The sequence below is a fragment of the Citrobacter sp. UYEF32 genome (genome assembly GCF_040546205.1).
Taxonomy (GTDB): Bacteria; Pseudomonadota; Gammaproteobacteria; order Enterobacterales; family Enterobacteriaceae; genus Phytobacter; species Phytobacter diazotrophicus.
Genome location: NZ_JBEPNI010000002.1, coordinates 52,858 through 71,760, shown reverse-complemented (window position 1 = coordinate 71,760; position 18,903 = coordinate 52,858). Strand labels below are relative to the sequence as shown.

Below are 18,903 nucleotides of genomic sequence, written 5' to 3'. Positions count from 1 at the left end.
CGGGGAAAAATCACAATGCGGGGTTACTTGTGGGCTAACTGGTTACGACGATATTCACCCTGGCGTTCGAGCATCCAGCCGGGATATTCGCGTGGCAACGCACTCACTGCATCAAGCTGGCGCAGCTCCTCTTCCGTTAAGCGAATATGGGTCGCGGCGATATTGTCCTCAAGCTGATCCGGGCGTTTAGCGCCGATGATCACGCTGCTTACTACCGGCTGGTGAAGTAGCCAGGCCAGCGCTATCTGTGCGACAGAAACACCTTTTGCCTCGGCGATAACGCGCATCACGTCGATGCAGTCAAACGCGCGGTCTTTGTTCACCGGCGGGAAGTCAAACGCCAGACGACGACTGCCCTCTTCGCCCTTGCCATCGCGGCTGTATTTACCACTAAGCAGGCCGCCCGCCAGCGGGCTCCAGACCATCAGGCCCACATTTTCGCTTTGCAGCATCGGCGCCAGTTCACGCTCCAGGTCACGCCCGGCAATAGTGTAATAGGCCTGCAAGGACGCGAAACGCGCCAGCCCGAGCCGTTCAGATATGCCCAGTGCTTTGGCAATCTGCCACGCCGCCCAGTTGGATACGCCGATATAGCGGACATGCCCATGTTGTACGAGGTTATCCAGCGCGTAGAGCATCTCTTCCATGGGCGTCGCCGGGTCAAAGCCGTGCAACTGATAGAGATCGATATGATCGAGCTGCATCCGTTTCAGGCTCTCTTTCACGCTGCCAATAATGTGATAGCGGGAACTGCCGCGCGAGTTCACCCCCGCCGTGCCGGTTTCGCCGAACACTTTGGTCGCCACCACCACATTTTCACGCGGCACCTTGAGGTTTTTCAGTGCCTGACCGGTGATTTGCTCGGAGCGACCTTCGGAATAGACGTTAGCGGTATCGATAAAGTTGATGCCTGCGTCCAGCGCGCTGCCGACCAGCTTGTCCGCCTGCGCCTGATCCAGTTGCCCAATTTTGCCCCACATGCCGCCCTCACCACCGAACGTCATGGTGCCGAGGCACAGTTCAGAAACAAACAGACCGGTATTGCCGAGTTTTTGATAACGCATTTGGCGTCTCCTCACACTGTTGGTTGACGCAGATAGTTATACGCAATACGGCGTGCTGTGGAATGTGGCGATCCTGTCTGTTTCTTGCCCAATCCTCTAAACCTTATCCGCGCGGGGCATCGCCAAAGACAGAATATTCCGGCAAACGCACCTGCTGATAAGGCTCCCAGCCGCCGCCAAGCGCTTTATACAGCGCCACTAAATCCAGACTGCTCTGCACCCGCGCCTGCGCACGTTGCTGCTCCGCCTGCGCCAGTTGACGTTGGGCATCAAGCACATCGATAAAGCTGGCAATACCTTGCCGATAACTGTCGCTGGCCAGCGTAAAGGCGTTATGCAGCGCATCAAGGGTTTTATCGAGCCCGGCCTCGCGCTGCTGATCGGCGCGATAGCTAACCAGCGCATTTTCCACATCCCCCAGCGCTTCCAGCACCGTCTGGCGGTAATTGAGCACCGCCGCCCCCTGCTGCGCGCGGGCCAGTTTCACGCTGGAGACCAGCCGCCCGCCCTGAAAGATAGGGATAGAAATCTGCGGGCCGAAACTGTAGAAGTGGCTGCTCCAGTCTGTGAGCCAGTCGGTCTCACTGTTACGCAAGCCAAACTGCCCGCTCAGCGTCAGGCTCGGGAAAAGCTGCGCGACAGAGACGCCAATTTGCGCCGTCGCGGCGTGTAATGACGCTTCTGCCTCACGAATATCCGGGCGTCTGCGGGCAAGCGTCGACGGAATGCCGGTTGAGACCAGCGCAGGCAGCTTCGGCAATGGCTGCACATTCCTGAGTTCGCTATCCAGCGCACCTGGCGGTTTGCCGAGCAAAATCGCCAGCGCATTCATGGCCTGACGCTCCTGGGCCTGATACTGCGGTAGTTGCGCTTCCAGGCTACCCACCTGGGCCCGGGCATTTTCAACGTCCATTTGCGGAGACAACCCACTACGCTGGCGGTTATCCGTCAGGGTATAGGTTTGCTGCGCCGTCTCGATTTGCGTCTGCAAAGTGGAGATAACGCTTTGCGCGCCGCGCAGTTGCAGCCACGCACGCGCCACTTCCGCCTCCAGCGACACCAGCGCATCGTTCCGCTGCTCAATCGCCTGCTGCTGCTGCGCCTGCGCCCCTTCAACCTGACGGCGTACTTTACCCCACAGATCCAACTCCCACTGCGCGTCGAAACTGCCCTGATAAAGGTTCACCGGCTGCGTTAACGCCCCCAGCGCCCCGGCGATTTGCGGGTCAACATTATCCAGTTGGCCGTAAACATCGTGGGATTTCAGCTCCCCTTCCAGCCCCAGTTGCTGGCGCGTGGCTTTGACGCTGCCGTTGACCGCCGGTAAAAATGCGCCGCCAGCCTGATTAATCTGTTCACGCGCCCCTGCGATACGTAGCACCGTTTGTTGCAACGAGAGATTCCCGGCGATAGCACGCTCAATCAGGCTATTAAGTTGCGGTGACTGAAAGGTGGTCCACCAACGCGGGTTAACCGCCTGCGACACGGTCTGCGAGGCCACGGTTTTATCGCCCGGATCGTTCCAGTGCGTTGGGGTTTGCGGCGACGGCTGCTGGTAATCCGGACCCACGCTACAGCCTGCCAGCCAAAGAGAAAGAAATGTCAGTGAAACACCACGCCTGGACATATTAATGTGCTCCTGCGCTGCCTTCGCTCTTAATCGGCGATAGCAGTAAACAAAAAGGAATCAATAACAGTGCGACAATACTGAGCAGTGTGAACACGTCGATATAGGCCAGAAAACGCGACTGCGCGATCATCGTTTTATACATCTGCCCCATCGCTGTATTCATCGGGTCACCCACCAGTGCAGTGAAATTGCGGATCGCCTGCGCTGATTCGCGCACCGCCAGTTGAAATTGTTCATTAAGCGGCGACATGTTATAGGCCAGATGCGCACTGTGCGCCTGCGACCGTTCGGTTATCGCCGCCGTGGAAAGCGAAATGCCCACCGATCCCGCGACATTGCGGAACATCGTGAACAGCGCGGCCGCATCGGCATTAAGCTGGCGAGGAATGGTAATAAAAGCAATGGTGGTCAGCGGTACAAACAGGAAGCCCAGGCCTATCGATTGCGCGCTGCGAAACAGCATCAGGGTTTCAAAATCGATATCCGGCGTCAGCGTCCGCGACCACCAGAACGAGGCCGCGAGGCAGAAAAAGCCAAAGGCGATAATCCAGCGCGTTTGCACGATGGGCATCAGTTTGAGCACCAGCGGGATAGTCAGCACAATAAGTACCGCGCCCGGTGACAGTACCAGCCCGGACCAGGTAGCGGTGTAGCCCAGATCCTGCTGCGCCAGTTGTGGGATCACCACGGAGCTGCCATAGAGGATCATCGCCATACCCGCCATCAACAGACTGGAGACAGCAAAGTTTTTATCGGCCATACAGCGCAAATCCACCACCGGCTTTTTGGCATATAGCAGCCAGTAAATCGCGCCGACAATGCCGACTGCCGTCAGTACGGCAAAAATGCGGGTAAAATCAGAGGCGAACCAGTCTTCATCTTCCCCACGGTCCAGCATCACCTGCAGGCAACCGAGTCCGAGGGCGATAAGGCCGATCCCCGGCCAGTCGATGGTCAATTTTTTGTCCGATTTACGCTCCCACGGCGGGTCTTCCAGTAGCTGATAAATCGCGAGTACCGTGACAATACCTACCGGGATATTGATAAAAAAGACCCAGCGCCAGGAGTAGTTATCGGTGATCCAGCCGCCCAATGTTGGCCCCATTACGGGGGCAACAATGATGGCAATCGAAGAGAGGCCAAACGCTTTGCCGCGATCCTCAGGCTTGAAGTAATCCAGCAACACCGACTGTTGCGTTGGCTGCAAGCCGCCGCCAAAAAAGCCCTGCAGCACGCGAAAAAGAATGATTTGCCACAGTTCCGTCGCGATACCGCACAAGAAGGAGCAAATCGTGAACATCACGATGCAAATCAGGAAAAACTGCTTGCGACCGAACACGCGGCTGAGAAACGCCGAAATGGGTAGCACGATACCATTGGCCACCAGATAACTGGTCAGTACCCAGGTGGATTCGTCGTAACTGGCGGAAAGCGAACCGGCAACATGCGGCAGTGCGACGTTAACGATGGTGGTATCGAGGATCTCCATAAAGACCGCCAGCGTCACCACCCAGGCGACGGCCCATGGATTACTGGCCGGTCGCCAGTTTTCATGGCTAACGTCTGTCATTCCACGGTTACCTTCGGTTCAACTGACAGACCCAGTGGCAGCGGACGGTTCGTATCCAGCCCTTTATCAATGACGATTTTCACCGGTACGCGCTGGACGATTTTGACAAAGTTACCGGTAGCGTTCTCGGACGGGAAAGCAGAGAACTTCGAGCCGCTCCCCTGCTGAATACTGTCAACGTGCCCTTCCAGCTCCAGATCCGGCCAGGCATCGACCTTCACCGTCACTTTATTGCCCGGACGCATGCGTTCAAGCTGCGATTCTTTGAAATTCGCCGTCACCCAGATTTGCGGTGAGACCAGCGAAAACAGCGCCGTACCCGCCTGCACCAGGGTGCCGGTTTGTACATTACGTTTGGTGACAAACCCGTCGAACGGCGCACGGACCTCAGTCCAGGAGAGATTCAGCTCGGCGGTTTCAAGCTGTGCTTTCGCCTGATCCACCTGACGCTGACGGGCCTCGACATTGGTCTCCTGCTGGCGAATCTGCAACTGCACCTGATCCGCCACTTCCAGTTGCGCCTGCGCGCTCGCCAGTTGTGCCTGCGCGCTGCGTAACTGCGCATTGGCGCTGTCGATATTTTGTTGTGTCGTGGCGCGAGGATCGACACCGCGCTGGCGTTTATAGGCAGCCTGCGCGTTAGCTAAATCCGCCTGCGCCTTCAACACCTGCGCCCGCGCTTCGTCGCGCTGGGCCGGGTACTGCACTTTTGACAAATCCAGTTGTGCCTGCGCCTGGTGGAGCTGCGCCGTTGCCAGCCCAAGTTGCGCCTGCGCCTGATCGCGCTGCGCCGTGGCGTCACGGGGATCAATCACCACCAGCAGATCGCCCTTTTTCACCTGCTGGTTATCTTTTACACGCAGCTCAGTGACGTAGCCCGCCACCTTCGGCGCAATGGTGACCGCATCGCCGTCGGTGAACGCATCGTCTGTCGTCTCTTCATTGCGTGTTAGTAACCACCACACCAGCGCGACGACAACCATCACAATCACCACAATGCCGAGGATAATGAGGGGCTTTTTACCGGGGCGTTTGCGGTTTTGCGTCTCTTCTGTTTGAGTTTCCTGCCCGTTCTCAGGGGCGGTTGAATGTTCTGCCATAGTACGCAACAGTCCTGTCAGTGAACGGCGTCACAGTTACGCCGTTCACTAAACTTAGGCGGTAGCTATACATTTGCCAGGATAAACTGACAAATCAGCACTATCTGACCAGGAATAGTCCGTAGCCAACCAGCGCGGCCCACAGCAGCATGGGAAGGGAATAAACGTGGAAGCGCCACCAGATGCGGCGGTCATTCGCCATACGCAGCGCAATCAGATTCGCCAGCGAGCCGGGCAACAGGCCAAATCCACCGACATTGACCGCCCAGGCCAGCAGGGTGTCTGGCGGCACATAATTGAGCAGTAAAATGGTCGCGGGCACATTACTGATAAACTGCGACAGACCAATCGCCGTCAGCCACAGACCGGACGGCGAAAGCTGGCTGGTACTGGCGAGCAAATGGTGCAATGCGGGCAACTGGATCAGTAAATGCACGTCGATAAACATGGCGATAAATACCAGCAGCAACGTCCAGTCCACGCTTAACACAACGCGTCTTGCGAGCAATAAGAAGCCCACGCCCACCACCACCAGTCCCCACAGCTCCTGCTTTAGCTCCAGCGCCGTAATAAAGACCAGGTAAAAGCCCAGGCAACTCCAGACCAGCCTGGGTTTCCAGTCCGGGTTTTTAACGCCGCTATGGTAATTAAGCGTCTTACCGGTAAAACAGAACCAGCACAGCACCAGCAGCGTCACCATCATCGCCAGCGCCAGGGGTGTCATCTGCCAGATAAAGGCCGGGAATGACATCCCGGAACGTCCCCAAATCAGAATATTTTGCGGGTTGCCAATGGGAGTTAACAACGAACCCGCGTTCACCGCCAGCGCCTCAAAAATGATCAACCGATTGACCGGGATTTCGCACAGTTTTTTTAAGGTGATGGTAAGCGGCACCACGATAAACAGCGCCACGTCATTGGTCAGGAAGGTGGAAAGGAGTGCCGCCGCCAGAACCATAAACATGGCCAGTTGCCGCTCGGTACGAAAACGCCGCACCATACGACGCCCCAGCACATCAAAATAGCCGCTCAGTTCCACACCTTTCGTCAGCAGCATCAAACCGCTGAGGGTAATAATGGTGTGCCAGTCAATGGCACCGGGCCAGGTGGCAGGCGCAAAAGGAACGGCAAAGCAGAGACCCAAACCAATAACCAGCAGGAGGTGCAAAAAGCGATCGCGCAGTAACGCGCGAAAGAATGGAAGGTTCATTCAGACGGCAACCCTTGTTGCAAAGTGAACAGACGAAAACGCTCAAGCGTTTCTTCACTGACGTGGTGTTCCATTCCTTCCGCGTCACGGCGTGCAATCTCCGGGCTCACACCGAGCACCAGTAAAAAGCTTTCAACAATTTGATGGCGTTCGCGGCTGGCCTGGGCGAGTCTCTCCCCTTCCGGCGTCAGAAATACCCCGCGCCAGGGAATTTGCTCAATCAGCCCTACCGTCGCCAGACGTTTTAACATTTTTGCTACCGTTGGCTGAGAGACACCCAGCCGCGCGGCCATATCCACCTGGCGAGCTTCGCCCACTTCGCGGATTAAATCTGAAATCAATTCAACATAATCGTCGATCAGCTCGCGGCGATGCGCTTCGCGCACCTGACGAAAGCCTTCCACGTGCTCTTCAACATTTACCAGCGTCACTTTTTTTATTGTTTGCTTACCTGCGCGACGGTTCATTGTGCTTCCTCTGGGGGGTGACGCGATACCCGCATCATATAAGAGAAGGCACATTGTAAACCATAGGTGAACCAGCACAAAAAATTAACGTCTTAGCCATAGCTATAAAATATAGCCTGTGCTATATCTGTATGTAATACGTTCAACCGGGCATGGATGGTCGGGAGCGAACAAGTCAGTAAGGAGGTCAATATGAACGAATTTCAGAGGTGCATGAGCGTGTTTACTCACTCCCCGTTTAAAGTTCGTCTGCTGCTGCTGAACATGCTGTGTGATATGTTTAACGGCAAGCCACAGAAAGACGATAAAACTTCTCATTAATGCGGCGTCGCGGTACGCCGCTTCATTTTTCCGTCACATTCTCCCGTTATCATCGGATTGCCCGCACATAATTTTCACTTATTTGTTTGATTTGCAACCGCCCTCCCAAAACGACACGGTAGCAGGTGTTGACCTTCAGCACGGCTAACTTTATCTTTGCGCAGCCCTGCACAAATTGCGGCTCGCAGAAGCGGACCTCTTCCCCTCTCCACGCACTGTCCGGCAGGTTTTGACCCTTTCGCCAGGGTGAGCACATGGCGTTTTCGTGAAGTAATCTATGAGCATAATCCTTAAAGAATCCGTTGCCTTCCGCAGCCAGACGATCAATCCGTGGACAGGTTTCTACTTTCTCCAGTCAATGTTGATTAATTTTGCTCTTGGTTATGAATTTAGTGTCCTGTACGCCGTGGTCTTTACCTGTGCTCTGTGCGTACTGTGGCGGCATGCGCCCCGGGCGCAAAAAATTGTCATCGGTATTACCTCGCTTGTCGCCGCCAGCTATTTCCCGTTTGGCCAGGCCTATGGCGCACCGAACTTTAATACCCTGCTGGCCCTGCACTCGACCAATATGGAAGAGTCGACGGAAATTCTGACTATTTTCCCGTGGCACCACTACGCTATCGGCGCGTTTATCTTTGCGATGGGTATTGTGTCAATGCGTCGCCGGGTAACGCAGCCGTCAACCCCGTGGCTGAAATGGGATACGCTCGGCGTGGTATTTTGCGTTGCGTCCTATTTTATTGGCCCGGTACAAAACCACTTCCGCGGCTTTGAGTTCAGGCTCATTGATACCGGCGTTCCGGTGCTGCGCTTCGTGCGCGATGTGGCAGTGAACAACTACGAAGTGGTGAAAGAGCAGGAAAACATGGCGCAGCTCGCCAGCATGAAGGACACCTGGACCGTCCTTGGCGTCAAACCAAAGTATCACACCTATGTGGTGGTGATTGGCGAGAGTGTACGCCGTGACGCGGCGGGCGCCTTTGGCGGCCACTGGAACAACACGCCGTTCGAAAGCCAGGCCAATGGCACATTCTTTATGGATTACATCTCTGCCAGCGGCTCGACACAGAAATCGCTGGGCCTGACGCTCAACCGTGTGGTCGATGATAAGCCGCAGTATCAGGATAACTTTGTCACCCTCGCAAACCGTGCGGGCTTCCAGACCTGGTGGTTCTCCAATCAGGGGCAAATTGGCGAGTACGACACCGCCATTGCCAGTATCGCGAAACGCGCGGATGAAGTGCAGTTCCTGAAAAGCGGTGATTTCGAAGCGGATAAAAACACCCGTGATGACGATCTGCTTAAGCTGACTAATCAGGTACTGGCAACCAAACGCAACCAGCCGCAGTTAATTGTGCTGCATCTGATGGGCTCACACCCTTCAACCTGCGAGCGCTCCGGCGGTAAATACAGCGAGTTCGTCCAGTCAAAAGAGACCTCTTGCTATCTCTATTCCATCACCGCAACGGATGAACTGCTGGGTAAACTCTACTCCCAACTGGTCGCCACGAATGACAGTTTCTCAATGGTCTACTTCTCTGACCATGGTCTGACATTCAGAGAGCGTGGGACGGATGTGCAATATCTGGCGCATGACGACCTGTTTAAACAAAACTTCCAGGTGCCGTTTATGGTGCTGTCGAGCGATGACACAAAGCATCGGGTGATTAAAGCGCGCCGTTCTGCGAACGATTTCCTGAGCTTCTTCTCGCAGTGGACGGGGATTACCACACAAGAGATTAAAAATTCTTACCCGTTCATGTCCGAGCAAAAAGCCGGGCCAGTCTACATTACCAACTTTAAGTTACAGAAAATTGACTACGACCGCCTGGCGACCGATGTTTTCGATACGCACCGCTAAACGAATTTCTAAATAGCAGGCAAAAAAAATCCGCCCCTTGAGGCGGATTTTTTATTGCCAGCCGAATTAGAAACGGTAGCCGACGCCTGCGATCCAGGTGCCTACGTCAACGCTACGAATGCGAGACTGCTCGTAGGAGAAGTCCAGTGCAACGTTTTCCATCGGGTTGAACTGCAGACCCGCGCCGTAGGAGAAACCGTAGTCGCTGGTATCGGAAGTTTTAGCAGTGTCAACGGTCTGCTGGAATTTGCCGTAGCCAACACCTACAACACCGTAGATGCTTGCCCAGTCGTTCAGACGGTAAGCCGGACCTGCAGTGATACCGTAGTACTGGCCTTTGTTATAGACGCCATCTTCAGTGCGATCTTTTTCAGTGTACGTGAAGGAGCCAATAACACCCAGCGGGTTGTTGTCCTGCTCGTAGCGGTATTTCAGGTTGAAGCCGTTTGCTTTGTTCGCTACACCCTGAGCGTCGCTCTGTGCGTAACCACCGGTAACAGTGGAAGTAGCTGCAAAAGCGGAACCTGCGGATACCGCCAGAACAGCGGCCAGTGCTGAAAGACATGCAATTTTTTTCATAACCACCTCAAATGTGCTTCAAGTAAATCCTAAGTTTTAAATATATCAAAAATTGTTAAGAAACTCTTTGGGATAAACGATGTCTAATGGCCCATTTCATGTAACAGAACATTTCATAAGCTTACTAACTCTTTCATTAAACGGTCATTTTTCCGCAGGACATGCCATTATGAAGCGTGTTACCCGGCATGTTCATCCAGATTATTCCTAATCGGACAGGTTAATTAACCATCAACTGTCATCTATTTTACGTATTTTTAGCCGCTGTTTTTCAACAAAGTCTCAACCAGCCGGGGCTATTTCAAGTAGACTGCAGGTTTTACTTTGATTGACATAATTTGACAGGAGAAAGGATGCCTGGGTCGTCTCGTAAGATACCGGTTTGGTTATCTGTGGTGGTGTTGCTCATTGCGATGTGTTCGATACAGGGGGGCGCATCACTGGCAAAATCGCTATTTCCGATAGTGGGCGCACCGGGAATGACCGCGCTCCGTCTGGCACTGGGTACGCTGATTCTGGTGGTTATCTTTAAACCCTGGCGTCTGCGTTTTACCCGCGAACAGCGCCTGCCCCTTCTGGCCTATGGTTTATCGCTGGGGGCGATGAACTACATGTTTTATCTCTCTATTCAGACTATACCTCTGGGTATTGCGGTTGCGCTGGAGTTCGTCGGCCCCCTGTCCGTTGCTCTTTTTGGCTCCCGTCGCCCCATTGATTTTCTGTGGGTCATTCTGGCGGTGCTCGGTCTGTGGTATTTATTACCGCTTGGTAACAATGTTTCCCATGTCGATTTAACCGGCGCGGCATATGCGCTTGGCGCAGGCGCATGCTGGGCTGTATATATTATTTCTGGTCATAAGGCCGGGGAAGAACATGGTCCGGCAACCGTTGCACTGGGTTCATTAATAGCCGCGCTGGTTTTTGTACCTTTAGGCACTTTCCAGTCCGGCGCTCTATTATGGCAATGGTCTGTGCTACCGCTGGGAATAGCGGTAGCAATATTATCGACCGCACTGCCTTATTCGCTGGAAATGATTGCCCTTACCCGGTTACCGACGCGCACCTTTGGGACGCTGATGAGCATGGAACCCGCCCTGGCGGCAGTATCAGGCATGATCTTCTTGAGTGAAACGCTTTCCCTTCAACAGGTTGCCGCGCTGATGTGCATTGTGATTGCCTCAATAGGCTCAACCATGACGCTACGCAGAGAAGTAAAAGTCGAGAAGGTGGAGATAGGGTAATAATTATTATTCAGCATGGTTATCGTATCATGCTGAATAAGCATTCACGCCAATAAAAGCTGTTTCATTGCGATAAATTGTCACACTTCAATATATATTCTTACATCCCAAAGCCACGCTCCCGATAATTTATACCCGTCGTCAATGGCGAAATAATAATTATTACTATCCTGTATAGAAGTATGTTTATCGCTGCTATTGAACCGATAGGTATATCCAAAACAGCAATCAAAAATCTGGTGCTATACTTAGTTTCGATAATTACCTGGGACACAAACATCAAGAGGATATGAGATTATGAGTACCGCTAAACTGGTTAAAACGAAAGCGTCTAATCTGCTTTATACCCGTAACGATGTATCAGACAGCGATAAAAAAGCGACTATCGAGTTGCTTAATCGCCAGGTGATCCAGTTCATTGACCTGTCACTGATCACAAAACAGGCCCACTGGAATATGCGCGGTGCTAACTTCATCGCCGTCCATGAAATGCTCGACGGCTTCCGTACTGCCCTTGTTGATCACCTTGATACCATGGCAGAGCGTGCCGTGCAGTTAGGTGGTGTCGCACTGGGCACAACGCAGGTCATCAACAGCAAAACGGCACTGAAAAGTTACCCGCTGGACATTCACAGCGTCCAGGATCACCTGAAAGAACTGGCTGACCGTTATGCCATCGTCGCGAACGATGTACGCAAAGCCATCAGCGAAGCAAAAGATGAAGATACCGCAGATATCTTTACCGCTGCTTCACGCGACCTGGATAAATTCCTGTGGTTTATCGAATCCAACATCGAATAAGCCCTGTCGCTAACATAAATACTTCAGATGACCCCTTTGCCGCCCCGGCAAAGGGGTTTGCACTTTTATGGTGCATCATTTTGTTCTTCCCCACCCGAAAGACCGCCAGACTGTTATCATCACTTCACAAAATTGTTAAGAAAAGATTGTTAAATGGTGCATTCCTGCGCTAAATAATCGTGTTTTCTGTGCAGAAGTTAATACGCACCAATATGAAGCCCCAAAATGGTGCATAACGTCACTTGCGCTTCGTTCAGGGCACAGATTCAGAAGATCGCCTCTTTACAAAACAACAGGTTGTAAACCTGGCATGATTTTTTCATACTGCGTACGTTCTCGCAGGGGATCGCCCCGTGGATATAAAAGGAAAAACTATGAAGTCTGTATTCAAACTTTCCCTGGCTACACTCGCTCTCGCCTTTGCTGTTTCTTCCCAGGCTGCAAACAAACTGGTTGTCGCGACCGACACCGCATTCGTTCCTTTCGAATTCAAGCAGGGTGACAAATACGTTGGTTTCGACGTTGATCTGTGGGCCGCTATCGCGAAAGAACTGAAACTGGATTACGAGTTAAAGCCGATGGATTTCAGCGGCATCATCCCGGCTCTGCAAACTAAAAACGTTGACCTGGCGCTGGCTGGTATCACCATCACCGAAGAACGTAAGAAAGCGGTTGAGTTCTCTGATGGCTACTACAAAAGCGGCCTGATGGTGATGGTTAAAGCCAATAACAACGACGTAAAAAGCGTAAAAGATCTCGACGGTAAAGTGGTTGCCGTGAAGAGCGGTACCGGTTCTGTTGATTACGCGAAAGCGAATATCAAAACCAAAGACCTGCGTCAGTTCCCGAACATCGACAACGCATACATGGAACTGGGTACCAACCGTGCTGATGCGGTCCTGCACGATACTCCGAACATTCTCTATTTCATCAAAACCGCGGGTAACGGTCAGTTCAAAGCGGTAGGTGATTCACTGGAAGCACAGCAGTACGGTATCGCGTTCCCGAAAGGTAGCGACGAGCTGCGTGAAAAAGTGAACGGCGCGCTGAAAACGCTGCGCGATAACGGTACTTACAACGAAATCTATAAAAAATGGTTCGGTACCGAGCCTAAATAATATTTTGTTCTGTGCGGTAGTGTTGCCCGGCAGCGCTAAGCTTACCGGGCCTACGTAAGCAGACTTATCACCCGTAGGCCGGGAAACCGGCACTATGGGTGTTTGTATATTTCCACCACGGTTTACAGGAATTCATCATGCAGTTTGACTGGAGTGCCATTTGGCCTGCCATTCCGCTTCTGATTGAAGGCGCAAAAATGACGCTTTGGATCTCGGTCCTCGGCTTATTTGGCGGCTTGATTATTGGACTGGCGGCAGGTTTCGCACGCACCTTTGGCGGCTGGATCGCCAACCACATCGCACTCGTTTTTATTGAGATTATTCGCGGTACCCCGATTGTTGTTCAGGTGATGTTTATCTACTTCGCCCTGCCCATGGCATTCAACGATTTGCGTATCGACCCCTTTAGCGCCGCCGTTATCACCATCATGATTAACTCGGGCGCGTATATCGCGGAAATCACCCGTGGTGCGGTACTGTCTATTCATAAAGGTTTTCGTGAAGCAGGCCTGGCGCTGGGGCTGTCTAAGGGCGAAACCATCCGCCACGTTATCCTGCCACTGGCGCTACGTCGTATGCTGCCACCGCTGGGTAACCAGTGGATCATCAGCATTAAAGATACTTCTCTGTTTATTGTTATCGGCGTCGCCGAGCTGACCCGTCAGGGCCAGGAGATCATCGCCGGCAACTTCCGCGCCCTGGAAATCTGGAGTGCCGTTGCGGTTGTTTATCTGATCATCACCCTGGTGCTGAGCTTTATTTTGCGTCGTCTTGAAAGAAGGATGAAAATCCTGTGATTGAATTTAAAAATGTCTCCAAGCACTTTGGTCAAACCCAGGTGCTGCATAACATCGACCTGAACATTACCCAGGGCGAAGTGGTGGTGATTATCGGGCCGTCGGGCTCAGGTAAATCTACCCTGCTGCGCTGCATCAACAAGCTCGAAGAGATCACCAGCGGTGAGTTGATTGTTGATGGCCTGAAAGTGAACGATCCCAAAGTTGACGAGCGTCTGATCCGTCAGGAAGCCGGGATGGTGTTCCAGCAGTTTTATCTGTTCCCACACCTGACCGCGCTGGAAAACGTTATGTTTGGTCCGCTGCGCGTGCGCGGTGCGAAAAAAGACGAAGCCGAGAAACTGGCAAAAGAGCTGCTGGCGAAAGTCGGCCTTGCCGAGCGTGCGCATCACTATCCGTCTGAGTTGTCCGGCGGCCAACAGCAACGTGTGGCTATCGCCCGCGCGCTGGCGGTAAAACCAAAGATGATGCTGTTTGATGAACCGACATCCGCACTCGACCCGGAGCTGCGCCATGAGGTCCTGAAAGTCATGCAGGATCTGGCCGAAGAAGGCATGACGATGGTTATCGTGACGCACGAAATCGGTTTTGCCGAGAAAGTGGCCTCTCGTCTGATCTTCATTGATAAAGGCCGTATTGCCGAAGACGGCAATCCGCAGACGCTTATCGAGAACCCGCCAAGCCCGCGCTTGCAGGAATTTTTGCAGCACGTCTCCTGAGTTGTCGCTACCCTCTTCCCGTCGGGAAGAGGGTTATCTCCCCTTCTCCCCGGATTTATCTCATTTCCTTCGACGCGTTTCCCGGCATCTATACTTATCATTTTGCTGGACTTTCTCGCCGGAGGCACCCATGCCGTGGATCCTGTTACTCATCAGTCTTATTTGGCTGCCCGCGCAGGCGGCTGGTATTCCCGGCGTTACAACCGGGGCCACGAGCACACAGCCCACCGCCGAAACCCCAACCCCCGATATTGAGCAGAAAAAAGCCGCCTATGCCGCGCTGGCCGATGTGCTGGATAACCCGCAATCACGCCAGGAGCTGATTGATCAACTGCGCAAAGTCGCAGCGACACCGCCACAGGAACCCGTTCCCGTCATTACGCCACCACAAATCGTTGAGCAAAAAACGGTACTGGAGAACGTTACGGAAGTCAGCAGCCGCTATGGTGAAGAGTTCGCGTCGCGGTTTGCTCAACTCTATCGCAACATTACCGGCTCTCCGCATAAGGCGTTTAACCCGGAAACCTTTACCAGTGCCGCCGGACATTTTTTACTGCTCGCTATCTTGGTGTTCGCCTTCTGGCTGCTGGTGCGTCTTGCCGTGATGCCGTTGTACCGCAAAATGGGCTACTGGGGGCGTAATAAAAACCGCGAGCGCAATAACTGGTTACAGCTTCCGGCGATGATTATCGGGGCGTTTATCGTTGACCTGCTGTTGCTGGCGCTAACGCTGTTTGTCGGTCAGATACTTAGCGCCAATCTGAATAACGGAAACCGGACCATCGCTTTTCAGCAAAGCCTGTTTTTAAATGCTTTTGCACTGATTGAATTCTTTAAAGCCATTCTGCGGCTTATCTTCTGTCCACGCATTCCGGAGCTGCGCCCATTTCGTATTGAAGACGACACCGCCCGCTACTGGCATCTGCGACTCAGTGCGCTGAGCAGCCTCATCGGCTACGGTTTGCTTGTCGCCGTGCCGATTATCTCCAATCAGGTGAATGTGCAGGTAGGCGCGCTGGCTAACGTGACCATCATGCTCTGTATTACCGTCTGGGCGCTGTATCTGATCTTTCGCAATAAGCGCATTATCCAGCACAACCTGATCCATCTGGCGGACCATTCACTTGCCTTCTTTAGCCTGTTTATTCGTGCTTTCGCGCTTATCTGGCACTGGCTCGCCAGCGCTTACTTCATCGTGCTGTTTTTCTTCTCACTCTTTGATCCCGGCAACAGCCTGAAATTTATGATGGGAGCGTCATTGCACAGTGTGGCGATTTTAAGCATCGCGGCGTTTCTTTCCGGCATGCTGTCGCGCTGGATTAATAAGACCATCACCCTGTCACCGCAGGTGCAGCGTAACTATCCGGAACTGCAAAAGCGGCTTAACGGCTGGCTTTCTGCGTCGATGAAAGCGGCACGAATCCTCATTGTTTGCGCCACCGTACTGCTGTTGCTCAACGCCTGGGGCCTGTTCGATTTCTGGTACTGGCTGACCTATGGCGCAGGCGAAAAAGCGGTTGATATTATTATTCGCATTGCCCTGATTCTGTTTTTCTCTGCCGTGGGCTGGACGGTGCTGGCAAGCATTATCGAAAACCGCCTCGCCTCCGATATTCACGGCAGGCCGCTTCCCAGCGCGCGTACCCGTACGCTGTTAACCCTGTTCCGTAACGCGCTGGCGGTGGTGATCAGTACCATCACGGTGATGATTGTGCTCTCGGAGATAGGCGTTAATATCGCGCCGCTGCTGGCGGGTGCCGGAGCACTGGGTCTGGCGATCTCTTTCGGTTCGCAAACCCTGGTGAAAGATATTATTACCGGCATCTTTATTCAGTTTGAAAATGGGATGAACACCGGGGATCTCGTGACCATTGGCCCGCTCACCGGTACGGTTGAACGGATGTCAATTCGTTCCGTTGGCGTACGCCAGGATACCGGGGCGTACCATATTATTCCGTGGTCATCGATAACCACCTTTGCCAACTTCGTGCGCGGGATCGGTTCGGTTGTCGCCAACTATGATGTGGATCGCCACGAAAACACGGAAAAAGCGAATCAGGCATTAAAAGATGCGGTCGCGGAGTTGATGGAGATGGAGGATATTCGTGGGCTGATTATTGGCGAGCCGACATTTGCCGGGCTGGTCGGACTAACCAATACCGCGTTTACGCTGAGGGTGACATGCACCACGCTGCCGCTCAAACAGTGGACAGTGCGCTTTGCACTGGACAGCATGGTGAAAAAACACTTCGATTTAGCCGACGTTCGCGCGCCGGTACAAACCTACCAGATACTGCCCATGCCGGGCAGTCCCCCTGCGCCACAAGCGGTTAACGCGCCGCAGCCGCCTGTTGAGCCTGCGCCTTAAATCGGGTTTGCGCCCAGCGCTTGCGCTGGGCCTCGTCCTGAAATGTCCAGGCGATAAAGCGGCTCTGCTTCTGCCCTTGTGACATCTCTTTTTTGACCACGTTAACGGCACCGGCCTGGGTGAGCGCGCGATATAGCGGCGGTAAATTATCACCACGAGAAACCAGCGAGGTAAACCAAAGAACCTGACGCGCGAACTGTTTGCTCTCATCAATCATCTTGCTGATAAACGCCACTTCCCCGCCTTCGCACCACAGCTCCTGCTGCTGGCCGCCGAAGTTGAGCGCTGCGTCATTATCAAGCCCAAGATTGCGGCGTTTACGCTCACTGCCCGCCTGCGCAGCCTGCGCGCTGTCGTGAAAAGGTGGGTTACAGAGCGTGGCATCATACTGCTCATTTTTATGGATGATGCCCGCCAGGATCGCCGCCGGATCTTTTTGTCGACGTAAACGCACTGAACGGCTCAGGCCAGGATTGGCGTTGATAATCGCCTGTGCGCTGGCGAATGCGGCATTGTCGACTTCGCTGCCGGTGAAGCGCCAGCCATATTCATGGGCGCCAATCAGCGGATAGATACAGTTTGCCCCGGTGCCGATATCCAGCACGCTGGCCTGCGACGGAACAGCACCGCCCGTGTCCTGGGCGAGCAAATCGGCAAGATGGTGAATATAATCTGCGCGACCTGGAACGGGTGGGCAAAGAAAGCCCGGCGGGATATCCCACTCTTTTACGCCATAAAAGTGCGCCAGCAGCGCTTTATTCAGCGCTTTCACGGCCAGGGGATCGGCAAAATTAACCGTCGGTTCGCCCGCCGGACTGGTAATTATAAATTCACGCAATGGGGGCATCGTGGCGCAAAGGGCGTCAAGATCGTAGCGGCTATTGTGACGGTTACGCGGGTGCAATCCCGGCTTCTGGGCTTTCATGGCTTTCTCCTGTTGGCAGCGGCGTAAGATACCCGTTGACGGCGGCAGGGTAAATAAGTGAGGCTAAAGAAACTCGCTTCCCAAAGGGACTCGCAATGTATTTTTACGAACCGTCTCAAGGCCATGGCCTGCCCCACGACCCGCTCAATGCGATTATCGGCCCGCGGCCTATCGGCTGGATCTCCTCGCTTGATGGCGAAGGGCGACAGAATCTCGCCCCGTACAGCTTCTTTAACTGTTTCAATTACCGCCCGCCTATTATCGGCTTTGCCAGCAGCGGCTGGAAAGACAGCGTGCGCAATATTTGTGAGACCAAAGAGTTCGTCTGGAATCTGACGACCCGTGCGCTGGCGGAGCGAATGAACGAGACATCCGCCTCACTCCCGCACGGCGAAGATGAGTTCGCCTTTAGCGGCCTGACCCCGCTTGCCAGCCGCATGATTAAAGCACCGCGTGTCGCAGAAAGTCCGGTGCATTTTGAGTGCCGCCTGTCTCAGTGCATTCAACTGACCAAAGCAAACGGTGAGGCGCTGGATAGCTGGCTGGTACTGGGTGAGGCGGTTGCCATTCATATTGATGAATCCCTGCTTGAAAATGGCATCTATCAGACGGCCAAAGCGCAGCCGATCCTGCGCGCGGGTGGCCCGACGGCCTATTACACTGTTACCGACGCGCAGCGTTTTGATATGCGTCGTCCGGATGATCGCTAAGGTATAAATATGTGTCAGGTGGACACTGTTTCGTTCACCCACACATTGAAATGGCGAATGTTTGCGCAAATATTATACTGGTATGTCCTTACTCACTGAGGAGAAAACACAATGGCATCCGGTTGGGCAAATGACGGGGCGGTACAGGATCAAATAGACAGCACCATTGAAGATGCGGTGGCGCGTGCGCGTCACGACTTGCCGAAAGGAGAAAGCCTTAAAGAGTGTGCAGAGTGCGGCGAACCGATTCCGGAAGCGCGTCGCAAAGCGATTCCCGGCGTTCGTTTCTGTCTGCAATGCCAGCAACAGAAAGATTTACATAACTCTACACATGCAGGATATAATCGCAGAGGATCGAAGGACAGCCAGCTTCGTTGACTGTTCTTTACCTGTCTCATCAGCGCAAGCGGTTGCTTTCTTGC

18 protein-coding genes are annotated in these 18,903 nt (G+C 53.6%); 10 read left to right on the top strand and 8 right to left on the bottom strand.

Annotated features, from left to right (window positions below; translation table 11 throughout):
• Positions 1-23 precede the first annotated feature (23 nt).
• The 6 genes from ABIB59_RS04630 to mntR all read right to left on the bottom strand — a co-directional run bounded on the left by ABIB59_RS04630 (position 24) and on the right by mntR (position 7,041).
• The gene (locus ABIB59_RS04630; protein ID WP_039077193.1) at positions 24-1,064 is read right to left on the bottom strand and encodes an aldo/keto reductase; all 1,041 of its coding nucleotides are present in this window, start codon (positions 1,062-1,064) and stop codon (positions 24-26) included.
• Positions 1,065-1,167: 103 nt separating this feature from the next.
• Entirely contained in the window at positions 1,168-2,691 is a 1,524-nt protein-coding gene (locus ABIB59_RS04625) for an efflux transporter outer membrane subunit (RefSeq protein WP_039077194.1), read from the bottom strand.
• 1 nt (position 2,692) lies between these two features.
• A complete protein-coding gene (locus ABIB59_RS04620) occupies positions 2,693-4,264 on the bottom strand; it encodes a DHA2 family efflux MFS transporter permease subunit (RefSeq protein WP_071195617.1) in 1,572 nt (523 codons plus the stop codon).
• The gene (locus tag ABIB59_RS04615; RefSeq protein ID WP_103245799.1) at positions 4,261-5,364 is read right to left on the bottom strand and encodes an HlyD family secretion protein; all 1,104 of its coding nucleotides are present in this window, start codon (positions 5,362-5,364) and stop codon (positions 4,261-4,263) included. Before ABIB59_RS04615 ends, ABIB59_RS04620 begins: the two co-directional genes overlap by 4 nt.
• Positions 5,365-5,464: 100 nt before the next feature.
• The gene (locus tag ABIB59_RS04610; protein WP_354034204.1) at positions 5,465-6,574 is read right to left on the bottom strand and encodes an anion transporter; all 1,110 of its coding nucleotides are present in this window, start codon (positions 6,572-6,574) and stop codon (positions 5,465-5,467) included.
• On the bottom strand, positions 6,571-7,041 hold the full coding sequence (gene mntR / locus ABIB59_RS04605; protein ID WP_039077198.1) for a manganese-binding transcriptional regulator MntR: 471 nt from the start codon (positions 7,039-7,041) through the stop codon (positions 6,571-6,573). The genes ABIB59_RS04610 and mntR overlap by 4 nt, the downstream gene beginning before the upstream one ends.
• A 192-nt stretch (positions 7,042-7,233) precedes the next feature.
• Here mntR and mntS point away from each other — a divergent pair, with 192 nt between their 5' ends.
• Positions 7,234-7,362 (top strand): manganase accumulation protein MntS, encoded by a 129-nt coding sequence (gene mntS, locus ABIB59_RS04600; protein ID WP_039077199.1) that lies wholly within the window; start codon positions 7,234-7,236, stop codon positions 7,360-7,362.
• Positions 7,363-7,639: 277 nt separating this feature from the next.
• Positions 7,640-9,223, top strand: a complete 1,584-nt coding sequence (locus ABIB59_RS04595; RefSeq protein WP_039077200.1) for a phosphoethanolamine transferase — start codon at positions 7,640-7,642, stop codon at positions 9,221-9,223.
• A gap of 66 nt (positions 9,224-9,289) precedes the next feature.
• On the opposite strand, the gene ompX is transcribed toward ABIB59_RS04595, so the two are convergent.
• Positions 9,290-9,802, bottom strand: coding sequence for an outer membrane protein OmpX (gene ompX, locus ABIB59_RS04590; protein ID WP_039077201.1), 513 nt, complete (start codon positions 9,800-9,802; stop codon positions 9,290-9,292).
• Positions 9,803-10,155: 353 nt separating this feature from the next.
• Here ompX and rhtA point away from each other — a divergent pair, with 353 nt between their 5' ends.
• From rhtA to ybiO, 6 genes are all read left to right on the top strand, one after another.
• Positions 10,156-11,043 (top strand): threonine/homoserine exporter RhtA, encoded by an 888-nt coding sequence (rhtA, locus tag ABIB59_RS04585; protein ID WP_317085949.1) that lies wholly within the window; start codon positions 10,156-10,158, stop codon positions 11,041-11,043.
• A gap of 297 nt (positions 11,044-11,340) precedes the next feature.
• Positions 11,341-11,844 carry a DNA starvation/stationary phase protection protein Dps gene (dps, locus tag ABIB59_RS04580; protein WP_039077203.1) on the top strand — a complete coding sequence of 168 codons (504 nt, stop codon included), beginning with the start codon at positions 11,341-11,343 and terminating at the stop codon, positions 11,842-11,844.
• A gap of 374 nt (positions 11,845-12,218) precedes the next feature.
• On the top strand, positions 12,219-12,962 hold the full coding sequence (gene glnH, locus ABIB59_RS04575; RefSeq protein ID WP_039077204.1) for a glutamine ABC transporter substrate-binding protein GlnH: 744 nt from the start codon (positions 12,219-12,221) through the stop codon (positions 12,960-12,962).
• A 137-nt stretch (positions 12,963-13,099) separates the two neighbouring features.
• Positions 13,100-13,759 carry a glutamine ABC transporter permease GlnP gene (gene glnP / locus ABIB59_RS04570; protein ID WP_354034202.1) on the top strand — a complete coding sequence of 220 codons (660 nt, stop codon included), beginning with the start codon at positions 13,100-13,102 and terminating at the stop codon, positions 13,757-13,759.
• Complete coding sequence (gene glnQ, locus ABIB59_RS04565) at positions 13,756-14,478, top strand: glutamine ABC transporter ATP-binding protein GlnQ (RefSeq protein WP_039077206.1); 723 nt, start codon at positions 13,756-13,758, stop codon at positions 14,476-14,478. Before glnP ends, glnQ begins: the two co-directional genes overlap by 4 nt.
• 130 nt (positions 14,479-14,608) lie before the next feature.
• Entirely contained in the window at positions 14,609-16,846 is a 2,238-nt protein-coding gene (gene ybiO, locus ABIB59_RS04560) for a mechanosensitive channel protein (RefSeq protein WP_354034201.1), read from the top strand.
• On the opposite strand, the gene rlmF is transcribed toward ybiO, so the two are convergent.
• Positions 16,809-17,771 (bottom strand): 23S rRNA (adenine(1618)-N(6))-methyltransferase RlmF, encoded by a 963-nt coding sequence (gene rlmF / locus ABIB59_RS04555; protein WP_354034199.1) that lies wholly within the window; start codon positions 17,769-17,771, stop codon positions 16,809-16,811. The genes ybiO and rlmF overlap by 38 nt on opposite strands.
• Positions 17,772-17,866: 95 nt before the next feature.
• On the opposite strand from rlmF, the gene ABIB59_RS04550 reads away from it, so the two are divergent.
• Together ABIB59_RS04550 and ABIB59_RS04545 are read left to right on the top strand one after the other, a co-directional pair.
• Positions 17,867-18,481: a flavin reductase family protein gene (locus tag ABIB59_RS04550; protein ID WP_107222929.1), complete on the top strand. Its 615-nt coding sequence runs from the start codon at positions 17,867-17,869 to the stop codon at positions 18,479-18,481.
• Positions 18,482-18,592: 111 nt separating this feature from the next.
• Positions 18,593-18,859 carry a DksA/TraR family C4-type zinc finger protein gene (locus ABIB59_RS04545; protein WP_039077210.1) on the top strand — a complete coding sequence of 89 codons (267 nt, stop codon included), beginning with the start codon at positions 18,593-18,595 and terminating at the stop codon, positions 18,857-18,859.
• The last annotated feature ends 44 nt before the right edge of the window (positions 18,860-18,903 follow it).

Coding starts and splice junctions, on each gene's coding strand:
- ABIB59_RS04630 (WP_039077193.1), bottom strand. CDS start 1,064: ATGCGTTATCAAAAACTCGGCAATACCGGTCTGTTTGTTTCTGAACTG.
- ABIB59_RS04625 (WP_039077194.1), bottom strand. CDS start 2,691: ATGTCCAGGCGTGGTGTTTCACTGACATTTCTTTCTCTTTGGCTGGCA.
- ABIB59_RS04620 (WP_071195617.1), bottom strand. CDS start 4,264: ATGACAGACGTTAGCCATGAAAACTGGCGACCGGCCAGTAATCCATGG.
- ABIB59_RS04615 (WP_103245799.1), bottom strand. CDS start 5,364: ATGGCAGAACATTCAACCGCCCCTGAGAACGGGCAGGAAACTCAAACA.
- ABIB59_RS04610 (WP_354034204.1), bottom strand. CDS start 6,574: ATGAACCTTCCATTCTTTCGCGCGTTACTGCGCGATCGCTTTTTGCAC.
- mntR (WP_039077198.1), bottom strand. CDS start 7,041: ATGAACCGTCGCGCAGGTAAGCAAACAATAAAAAAAGTGACGCTGGTA.
- mntS (WP_039077199.1), top strand. CDS start 7,234: ATGAACGAATTTCAGAGGTGCATGAGCGTGTTTACTCACTCCCCGTTT.
- ABIB59_RS04595 (WP_039077200.1), top strand. CDS start 7,640: ATGAGCATAATCCTTAAAGAATCCGTTGCCTTCCGCAGCCAGACGATC.
- ompX (WP_039077201.1), bottom strand. CDS start 9,802: ATGAAAAAAATTGCATGTCTTTCAGCACTGGCCGCTGTTCTGGCGGTA.
- rhtA (WP_317085949.1), top strand. CDS start 10,156: ATGCCTGGGTCGTCTCGTAAGATACCGGTTTGGTTATCTGTGGTGGTG.
- dps (WP_039077203.1), top strand. CDS start 11,341: ATGAGTACCGCTAAACTGGTTAAAACGAAAGCGTCTAATCTGCTTTAT.
- glnH (WP_039077204.1), top strand. CDS start 12,219: ATGAAGTCTGTATTCAAACTTTCCCTGGCTACACTCGCTCTCGCCTTT.
- glnP (WP_354034202.1), top strand. CDS start 13,100: ATGCAGTTTGACTGGAGTGCCATTTGGCCTGCCATTCCGCTTCTGATT.
- ybiO (WP_354034201.1), top strand. CDS start 14,609: ATGCCGTGGATCCTGTTACTCATCAGTCTTATTTGGCTGCCCGCGCAG.
- rlmF (WP_354034199.1), bottom strand. CDS start 17,771: ATGAAAGCCCAGAAGCCGGGATTGCACCCGCGTAACCGTCACAATAGC.
- ABIB59_RS04550 (WP_107222929.1), top strand. CDS start 17,867: ATGTATTTTTACGAACCGTCTCAAGGCCATGGCCTGCCCCACGACCCG.
- ABIB59_RS04545 (WP_039077210.1), top strand. CDS start 18,593: ATGGCATCCGGTTGGGCAAATGACGGGGCGGTACAGGATCAAATAGAC.